7 protein-coding genes are annotated in these 9,059 nt (G+C 69.0%); 4 read left to right on the plus strand and 3 right to left on the minus strand.

All coding sequences use genetic code 11. The features are described from left to right. Nucleotides 1-455: enoyl-CoA hydratase-related protein (locus JWP28_RS06985; RefSeq protein ID WP_299541474.1), on the minus strand; the 455-nt coding region annotated here is incomplete at its 3' end. 162 nt (nt 456-617) lie between these two features. On the opposite strand from JWP28_RS06985, the gene JWP28_RS06990 reads away from it, so the two are divergent. The 4 genes from JWP28_RS06990 (at nt 618) to JWP28_RS07005 (ending at nt 5,065) form a co-directional block, all read left to right on the plus strand. Continuing rightward, on the plus strand, nt 618-1,397 hold the full coding sequence (locus JWP28_RS06990) for an SDR family oxidoreductase (RefSeq protein WP_299541476.1): 780 nt from the start codon (nt 618-620) through the stop codon (nt 1,395-1,397). Nucleotides 1,398-1,467: 70 nt separating this feature from the next. Further along, a complete protein-coding gene (locus tag JWP28_RS06995; RefSeq protein WP_299541478.1) occupies nt 1,468-4,512 on the plus strand; it encodes a YdbH domain-containing protein in 3,045 nt (1,014 codons plus the stop codon). Beyond that, nucleotides 4,509-4,697 carry a YnbE family lipoprotein gene (locus JWP28_RS07000; RefSeq protein WP_299541480.1) on the plus strand — a complete coding sequence of 63 codons (189 nt, stop codon included), beginning with the start codon at nt 4,509-4,511 and terminating at the stop codon, nt 4,695-4,697. Before JWP28_RS06995 ends, JWP28_RS07000 begins: the two co-directional genes overlap by 4 nt. A gap of 5 nt (nt 4,698-4,702) precedes the next feature. Further along, a complete protein-coding gene (locus JWP28_RS07005) occupies nt 4,703-5,065 on the plus strand; it encodes a YdbL family protein (RefSeq protein ID WP_299541482.1) in 363 nt (120 codons plus the stop codon). Between the two features lie 22 nt (nt 5,066-5,087). Here JWP28_RS07005 and JWP28_RS07010 read toward each other — a convergent pair whose 3' ends face one another. Both JWP28_RS07010 and JWP28_RS07015 read right to left on the minus strand, forming a co-directional pair. Further along, nucleotides 5,088-7,244, minus strand: coding sequence for a malate synthase G (locus JWP28_RS07010; protein ID WP_299541486.1), 2,157 nt, complete (start codon nt 7,242-7,244; stop codon nt 5,088-5,090). Nucleotides 7,245-7,371: 127 nt separating this feature from the next. Then, the gene (locus tag JWP28_RS07015; RefSeq protein WP_299541484.1) at nt 7,372-8,964 is read right to left on the minus strand and encodes an isocitrate lyase; all 1,593 of its coding nucleotides are present in this window, start codon (nt 8,962-8,964) and stop codon (nt 7,372-7,374) included. Nucleotides 8,965-9,059: the final 95 nt, after the last annotated feature.

The following is a 9,059-nucleotide window of genomic DNA, read 5'->3' on the forward strand; positions in this document are numbered from 1 at the left end:
AGCGCCTTTTCGACGCCGACGATGCGCGGCAGCCGCTGGGTGCCGCCGGCGCCGGGCAGCAGGCCCAGGGCCACTTCCGGCAGGCCGAGGCGCGCTGACGGGACGGCGACGCGGTAATGGGCGCAGAGCGCGACCTCCAGCCCGCCGCCCAGCGCCGTGCCGTGGATCGCGGCGACCACCGGCTTGGGCGAGCCTTCCATCATGTCCTGCACGTCGAACAGGCTCGGGCCGGCCATGGCGCCGCCGAACTCGCTGATGTCGGCGCCGGCGATGAAGGTGCGGCCCTCGCAGATCAGCACGATGGCCTTGGCCGGAGCGGCGATGGCCGCCTTGAAGCCCTCGAACAGCCCTTCGCGGACCTTGGCCGACAGCGCGTTCACCGGCGGCGAGTTCAGCGTGATGACCGCGATGTCGCCGTCCTGGGTGAGCGTGGTCACCGAATTGATCTCGGTCATGGGCGGAGGTCCCTATGGCTGGCGGGCCGCTCTTTCAAATGGGTTGGCGGCCCCGAAATTCAAACGCTTGTTACAGGCCGCGCTGGACCCTTCCAAGTCAAATGTGCGAGGGGATTGGGGCGGTCGCCGAAGCCGCCACGACAACCAAGGGGAGGCCTTCCGATGATGCTCGATATGTTCTCACTGAAGGGCCGCACGGCGCTGGTCACCGGCGGCTCGCGCGGCATCGGCAAGATGATCGCCCGGGGCTTCCTCGAAGCCGGCTGCGCCAAGGTCTACATCTCCTCGCGCAAGGCGCCGGCCTGCATCGAGACCGCCGAGGAGCTCGGCCCCAACTGCATCGCCCTGCCGCAGGACGTCTCGACGGTGGAGGGCGTGAAAGAGCTCGTCGCCCAATACCTGACCCATGAGGACCAGCTCGACATCCTGGTGAACAACGCCGGCGCCGCCTGGGGCGCGGAGTTCGAAGAGTTTCCTGAAAGCGGTTGGGACAAGGTGATGAACCTGAACCTCAAGTCGCCGTTCTTCCTGACCCAGGCGTTGCATGGCGCGCTGGCGAAGGCCGGGACCGCCGAGCGGCCGGCGAAGGTGATCAATATCGCCTCCATCGACGGCATCCGGCTCAACCCGCAGGACACCTACAGCTACCACGCCTCCAAGGCCGGGCTGATCTACCTGACCCGCCGCATGGCCGCCCGCCTGATCGCCGACAACATCGCCGTCACCGCCATCGCGCCTGGCGCCTTTGCCTCGGAGATGAACCGCGTGGCCCGCGACCACGGCGACGAGGTCGCCAAGCGCATCCCCTCGCGCCGCATCGGCCGCGACGAGGACATGGCGTGCGCGGCCATCTACCTGGCGAGCCGAGCCGGCGACTACGTGGTCGGCGACACCATCGCGGTGGACGGCGGCGTGGCCTACGCGACGCTGGGCGGGCTCTAAAACACCGCCACGCCATGGTTTTGCGCGGATTGGTCTATGTCCTGTCCGTCGTGAAGCCGATTGAGCATCCGTGAGCGAGCCCTCCAAGCCGTCGCGCCGAAGCATCCGCAGGGCCGCGTCCGTCGTCGGCGTGGCGGTATTGCTTGTGCCGCTGGCGCTCTATGCGGCGCGCAAGGGCATCGCGCGCGAAGCCCTGATCGGCTGGCTGCTCGACCATGGCGTCTCTTCCGAGGTGAATGTCGAAGGTCTTCGCTTCGACCGGCTCAGCGGCGGCGTCCGCGCCGGAGATCCCAAGACGCCGGACTTCGTCGCCGGAGACGTGGCGGTGACCTACGGCCTGCGGGGCCTGAACTTCGAAGTGCGGTCCGTCACCCTGCGCGGGCCGACGCTGCGGGCGCGGCTGCACGACGGGCGTTTGAGCCTGGGGTCGCTCAACCAGCTCATCGAGGAGCTCCGCAAGAGGCCGCCGCAGCCGGATACGGCGCAGCCCCGCATCCAGATCGACCGCGGGATCCTGCTGCTGGCGACGGACTATGGTCCGGTGCGTCTGACCGTCGATGCGACGGTGAAGGACGGTCGGCTGATCGCGCTCGCCGCGCGTTCCGATCCGGCGCGGTTGAAGGACGGGGCGTTCGACGTCGCCGTCGGCGCCGGCGCGGCGAGCCTGCGCACCACCGGCGATCGGATGGCGCTGACGCTGGACGCGCCGATCGAAAGCCTGCGGGCCGGCGGCATGACCGCGACGGCGACGCGTCTGCAGGTCAAGGGCGACGCGCCCTATCCGGATCTGAAGCGCAAGCACTTCGACGGCGCCGTGACGTTGCACGCCAACCTGGCGGGACAGGGGCTGGCCCTGGACGGCGGTCGGTTCGCCGCGCCTCAGGTCGAGGTGACCTTCCAGGGGCAGGGCAGCGGCTGGATCGAGGACTTCAGCTTCAGCGGCGCGGCGGTGGCCGATCTGAGCAGCTCGGCGGCTGCCGCCGGTGGGACGCGGCTCGGTCCGCTCCGCGCGGCCGTCAAGGCCGGCGACCTGCGCTGGACTCGCAAAGGGGGCGACGCGGTCTCGGCGACGCCGCAGGTGACGGCGTTGCTACAGGATGGCGTGGCCGGCCAGCTTCACTTGTCGCAGTTCTTGGTCGAGGGGCGGGGCCCGGTGAGCTATGGCCGCGATGGCGTGCAGACGGCGATGACGGTCAGTCTCGACGGCCATGGCAGCTGGGCGGGCCTGGGACCGGTCACGCCGGCTGACGCGCCTGAACTTGTCGCCATGAAGCGCGCCGCGCAGGGCTTCCAGGTCGCGGCGCCGGCCATGGCGGTCGAGCTGAAGGGTGGAGCATTGCGGCTTGCGCTGCCGCAGCCCCTCCGGCTGCGCTCCGACCGGGGCGGAACCTTGAAGGTCAGCGGCCGGGCCGGGGCGCCCGTTCTGGGCCCTGGCGGCGGCGCGCTGCGCTTCGATATCCAGGGCGGCCGCCTGCCGACCGTCGATGCCGACATCCGCCATCTGCAGATCGCGAAGGGCCTGGTCATCGCGCAGGGTAGGGCCAAAGCCACGGGTTCGGTGGGGGCCGTGGAGGGCGGGGCGGTGGAGGTCGCCGGGGCCTTGCGGATAGCGGACGGGACCGCGAGCTTTGCGGCCGACCGCTGCGCATCGGTGTCGGCGCGCAAGGTGGCCTTCGGCTCGAACGATGTGGAGCGTCTCACTGGACGGCTATGCCCCTGGGGCGGACCGATGTTCACCCTGGCCCCTGGCCGTTGGCGGCTGCGCGCCGAGGTCGGCGGCCTTGCGGCCGATGCGCCGTTCCTGCAGGCGCGGATCGCGGGCGGGGCGGGCAGCGTGGTCGCCGAACAGACCGCCGGGCGGTTGAGCGTCACGGCCGCGCTCGGTGAGGCGAAGGTGCTGGATGAGGCCCCGCAGACCCGGTTCAACGCTCTGCAACTTGCCGGAACCGCCAAGCTCGCGGACGCCCACTGGGCGGCGAACTTCCGGGCCAGCACCCCGGCCGGCAAGCCGGTGATGGACGTGCTGTTGCGGCACGACACACGAACGGCCCAGGGCGGCCTGACTCTCGACACCGGTCCATTGGTCTTCGTCCCCGGCGGCCTGCAACCAAACGAGCTCTCGCCGCTGGCGCAGGCGCTTGGCTCGCCCGCGGTCGGCCGGGCGGAGTTCGTCGGCCACGTGGACTGGACGCCGCAGGGCGTGACCAGCGCCGGGACGCTGTCTGTCTCCGACTTCAATTTTGCAAGCGCCGCCGGCAAGGTGAACGGCCTGAAGGGCGTCATCGCCTTTACCAGCCTGGCGCCCCTTGTCGCCGCCCCTGGCCAGACGCTGAGCGTCGAGCGCGTCGACGCCATCGTGCCGGTCACAGGCCTCACCGGGACCTTCGGCCTCGACGAGAAGGCGCTGACAATAAGCGGCGGCGCGGCGGCCGTCGGCGGCGGGCGGGTGTGGTTGGAGAGCCTCAAGGTTCCGCTGGACCCCGGTGCGCCGATGGTCGGCGTTTTGGTGCTTGACGGGGTCCAACTCCACGACCTGGTCGAGGCTTCGCCTTTTGGCGACCGCGCGGAGCTCGATGCGAAGGTCAGCGGCCGCGTGCCGTTCGAGAGCCAGGCCGGCAAGCTCCGCGTCGCGGGCGCGGAGCTGCACGCCATCCAGGCCGGGCGCCTCTCCATCAATCGCCAGGCGCTGACCGGTGTCGCAGCCACCGGCTCGGTCAGCGCGCCCGCCGGGCCGCCCGCCCCCGTCGCGGCCAACGACACCTTCACCGACTTTGCCTACCAGGCGATGGAAAACCTCGCCTTCGACAAGCTGGAGGCCTCGATCGCCAGCCGCGACGACAAGCGTCTCGGCATCCTGGCCCACATCGTCGGCCGCCACGACCCGCCGCAGCGCCAGGACATCAGGCTCTCAGTCTTCGACTTGCTCGGGCGAAAATTCCTGAACCGGCCCCTGCCGCTCCCGTCTGACACCGGCGTCGACCTGACGTTGGATACGACACTCAATCTGGACGATCTGCTGGCGGACTACGCCGACTACCAGCGGCTGCGCAGTTCACACTCGGTTCAGCCCCCCGCCGCTACGACGGAGATCAAGCCTGTGGAGACGCCTCGATGACTGCGCCGTGCCGATCGATCGCCGCTGTGGCGGGCCTAGCCTGGCTCGGCCTTGCCGCCTGCGCGCCCACGGTGCACGTGAAGGTCGACCCGATCACCATCTACGCCAAGTTGGATGCCAACGTCCGCCTGAGCCTGGATCAGGACGTCAAAGCCTTGATCCAGAAGAACCCGAACCTCTTCTGAGGGACATGACCATGCAGACGAAAATCATCCTTGCGCTCGGCCTCGCTGCGGCCCTTTCCGCGCCCGTCGCGGCTGTCGCCCAGTCCGCTCAGACCAAGGCGACTGTGGACTCCGCAAAGGCCGCGGGCATCGTCGGCGAGCAGGCCGACGGCTTCCTGGGCTTCGTGACCGCCGCGGCCGATCCGGCCATCAAGTCCGCGGTCGCCGAGATCAACGCCGGGCGCGCCGAACTGTACAGCCAGGCGGCGGCCAAGAACGGTGTCACCCCGGCTGCAGCCGGCGCGGCAGCCTTCGAAAGCGTGGTCAAGGCCAAGCTGCGCCCTGGCGACTACTACCGACCGGCGGGCGGTGGCTGGACGAGGAAGTAGCTCGGTCCAACAAGTTGGCGCATCAGGTCGGGGCAGACCCCTGCGCCTTCCGCTCCCGCCGGCGGCGGTGGAGGATGTGTTCGGTGTAGCCGTTCGGCTGTTCGCGGCCTTGGAACACCAGGTCCAGCGCCGCCTGGAAAGCGACGCTCGCCGCCGGGTCCGGGCTCATTGGGTGATAGGCCGGATCTACGGCGTTCTGGACGTCCACCACCTTGGCCATGCGCTGCAGGGTTTCGCGGACCTGGGCCTCGGTGCAGACCCCGTGGCAAAGCCAGTTGGCGATGTGCTGGCTTGAGATGCGCAGCGTCGCGCGGTCCTCCATCAGCCCCACATCGTGGATGTCGGGGACCTTGGAGCAGCCGACCCCCTGGTCGATCCAGCGGACGACATAACCGAGGATCCCCTGGGCGTTGTTGTCCAGTTCCTCCTGCACGTCGGCGGCGTTCCAGTTGGAGCGCGCCAGCGGCGGGGTGAGAAGCTCATCGGTTCCGGTCCGCTCGCCGGCCGCGGCCATGGCCGCCTGCAGCGCCGGGACGTCGACCTCATGGTAGTGCAGGGCGTGCAGCACCGCGGCGGTGGGCGAAGGCACCCAGGCCGTGTTCGCGCCGGCCCTCGGATGGCCGATCTTGGCCGCCAGCATCGCCTGCATCATGTCGGGCGCGGCCCACATGCCTTTGCCGATCTGGGCGCGGCCCGGAAAGCCCGTGGCCAGCCCGATCTCGACGTTTCGCTTCTCATAGGCCGGCAGCCAGGGCTCGGCCTTGATGGCGTCCTTGCGCACCACCGGGCCCGCTTCCATCGCGGTGTGGATCTCATCGCCCGTGCGGTCGAGGAAGCCGGTGTTGATGAAGACGATCCGTTCGTGCGCGGCATGGATGCAGGCGGCGAGGTTGGCGCTGGTGCGGCGCTCCTCGTCCATGACGCCCAGCTTGACGGTGTTGCGCGGCAGGCCGAGCTCGTCCTCGACCAGGTCGAACAGGCGCACGGCGAGCGCGACCTCGTCGGGCCCGTGCATCTTCGGCTTCACCACATAGACGGAGCCCGCGGGGCTGTTGCGGCGCGGCCCCTTCAGGTCGTGCAGCGCGGCGGTCACGGTGATCAGGGCGTCGAGGACCGTCTCGAAGACCGGCTCGCCCTGATAGCGCACCGCATCGGTCGTCATGTGGTGGCCGACGTTGCGCACAAGCATCAGGCTGCGGCCGGGCAGGGTCAGGTCACTGCCGGCCATCGTCGTGTAGTGGCGGTCCTCCGCCAGGCGCCGCGTTTCCATGGCCCCGCCCTTGGCGAAGCTCGCCGACAGATCCCCGCGCATCAGGCCCAGCCAATTGCGGTAGACGCCGGTCTTGTCCTCGGCGTCCACGGCGGCGACCGAATCCTCGCAGTCCTGGATCGTGGTCAGCGCGGCCTCCACCAGCACGTCGGCGACGCCCGCGGCATCGTCCTTGCCGATCGGGTGCTCCCGGTCGATCTGGATCTCCAGGTGCAGGCTGTTGTGGGCCAGGAGCACGGCCTGTGGCTCTCCGGCCTCGCCGCGCCGGCCGACGAGCTGGTCCGGGTTCGCGAGCGCGCTCTCCTGGCCGCCGCGCAGCCGAACGATCAGTCCGCCGCGGCCGATTACATAGCCCTCGGCATCGGCGTGCGACCCAGTCGCGAGCGGCGCCACTTGGTCCAGGAACGCCCGCGCGTAGGCCACCACCTTGGCGCCGCGCGCAGGGTCGTAGCCCTTGCCGCCGGTCGGGGACTCCAGGGCGTCGGTCCCGTAGAGGGCGTCATAGAGGCTGCCCCATCGCGCGTTGGCGGCGTTCAGTGCAAAGCGGCCGTTCGAGACCGGCACCACCAGCTGCGGCCCGGCCAGTTTGGCGATCTCGGGATCGACGTTCCGGGTGGCGATCTGGAACGCCGGCGGCTCGGGGAGCAGATAGCCGATCTGGCGGAGGAACGCGGTCTCCTCGGCTACGTCGAGGGGGCGGCCGCGACGCTCGCGCCACCAGGCGTCGATCTGCGTCTGCAGCTCGTCGCGGCGCGCCAGCAGGTCAAGGTTTCGAGGTGTGAAGTCGGCCAGGATCGCCTCGAGGGCCGTCCAGAACGCCACGGGCGCAATGCCCGTCCCCGGCAACAGCTCGCCTTCCACGAAGGCGTGCAGGATGTCGTCGACGGAAAGGTTGCTGTTGATGTCCATGGGCTTGACCGGGCTCTCGGGGCAGGGCGTGGCGACCTGGATCGGCAAGATGCAGGGCGACCGGAAAAAAGAAAGGCCCCCGCCAGGTGGCGGGAGCCAAGGTCTCGTGTGACGAACCGGCGCCCGCTTAAGCGAACTGGTTCATCGTGTTGTGCACGCCGCCGGCCTTCAGAGCCGCTTCGCCGGCGAAGTACTCCTTGTGGTCGTCGCCGATGTCGGAGCCCGACATGTTCTGGTGCCGCACGCAGGCGATGCCCTGACGGATTTCCTGCCGCTGGACGTTGAGCACGTAGCCCAGCATCCCCTGCGATCCGAAGTACTCCTTCGCCAGGTTGTCCGTGGAGAGCGCCGCCGTGTGGTAGGTCGGCAGCGTGATCAGGTGGTGGAAGATGCCTGCCCGCTTGGCGGCGTCCGCCTGGAAGGTGCGGATCTTCTCGTCGGCCTCAATGGCCAGCGCGGTGGCGTCGTAGTCGACGCTCATCAGCTTCTCGCGGTCGTAGGCGGAGACATCCTTCCCGGCTGCCTTCCAGGCGTCGTAGACCTGCTGGCGGAAGTTCAGCGTCCAGTTGAACGACGGCGAGTTGTTGTAGGCGAGCTTGGCGGTCGGCACGACCTCGCGGATGCGGTCCATCATGCCGGCGATCTGCTCGATGTGCGGCTTCTCGGTCTCGATCCAGAGCAGGTCGGCGCCGTTCTGAAGGGAAGTGATCGAGTCGAGCACGCAGCGGTCCTCACCCGTCCCGGCGCGGAACTGGAACAGGTTCGAGGGCAGGCGCTTGGGCCGCAGCAGCTTGCCGCCGCGGTTGAGCACCACGTCGCCGTTCTTCATGTCGGCCGGCGAGATCTCCTCGCAGTCGAGGAAGCTGTTGTACTGGTCGCCGATGTCGCCCGGCTGGTGGCTGACGGCGATCTGTTTGGTCAGGCCCGCGCCCAGCGAATCCGTGCGGGTGACGATGACGCCGTTGTCGACGCCCAGCTCCAGGAAGGCGTAGCGGCAGGCGCGCACCTTGGCGAGGAAGTCCTCGTGCGGGACGGTGACCTTGCCGTCCTGGTGCCCGCACTGCTTCTCGTCGGAGACCTGGTTCTCGATCTGCAGGGCGCAGGCCCCCGCCTCGATCATCTTCTTCGCCAGCAGGTAGGTGGCCTCGGCATTGCCGAAGCCGGCGTCGATGTCGGCGATGATCGGCACGACGTGGGTCTGGAAGTTGTCGATGGCGTCCTGCAGCGCCTCTTCCTTCTTGGCGTCGCCGGCCGCGCGGGCGGCGTCGAGGTCGCGGAACAGCATGCCGAGCTCGCGGGCGTCGGCCTGGCGCAGGAAGGTGTAGAGCTCTTCGATCAGCGCCGGCACCGAGGTCTTCTCGTGCATCGACTGGTCCGGCAGCGGGCCGAACTCGGAGCGCAGCGCCGCCACCATCCAGCCGGACAGGTAGAGGTACTTACGGTCAGTGGTGCCGAAGTGCTTCTTGATGGAGATCATCTTCTGCTGGCCGATGAAGCCGTGCCAGCAGCCCAGCGACTGGGTGTAGTTGGCCGGGTCCGCGTCGTAGGCGGCCATGTCCCGGCGCATGATGTCGGCCGTGTAGCGGGCGATCTCCAGGCCGGTCTTGAAGCGGTTCTGGAGCCGCATGCGGGCCACCGATTCCGCGTCGATGCCGTCCCACGTGCCGTTCTTGCTTTGGATGAGCTGGCTCATCTCGATGATGTGGTCCTGGTAAGCCATGTGCCTCTTCCGCGATCAGACGTACAAATGCCCGGCCGCCGTTGTGACAAGCCTTGCAGTGGTCTAACTCTTGATTTCGCTGAAAGGACAGCCAC

Origin of the sequence: Phenylobacterium sp. (genome assembly GCF_028290885.1) — a bacterium.
Lineage (GTDB): Bacteria > Pseudomonadota > Alphaproteobacteria > Caulobacterales > Caulobacteraceae > Phenylobacterium.

What these genes read in the sequence shown, in the direction of transcription:
- JWP28_RS07010 (WP_299541486.1), bottom strand. Translation starts at nt 7,244, where the DNA reads ATGGACATCAACAGCAACCTTTCCGTCGACGACATCCTGCACGCCTTC.
- JWP28_RS06990 (WP_299541476.1), top strand. Translation starts at nt 618, where the DNA reads ATGATGCTCGATATGTTCTCACTGAAGGGCCGCACGGCGCTGGTCACC.
- JWP28_RS07015 (WP_299541484.1), bottom strand. Translation starts at nt 8,964, where the DNA reads ATGGCTTACCAGGACCACATCATCGAGATGAGCCAGCTCATCCAAAGC.
- JWP28_RS07005 (WP_299541482.1), top strand. Translation starts at nt 4,703, where the DNA reads ATGACCATGCAGACGAAAATCATCCTTGCGCTCGGCCTCGCTGCGGCC.
- JWP28_RS07000 (WP_299541480.1), top strand. Translation starts at nt 4,509, where the DNA reads ATGACTGCGCCGTGCCGATCGATCGCCGCTGTGGCGGGCCTAGCCTGG.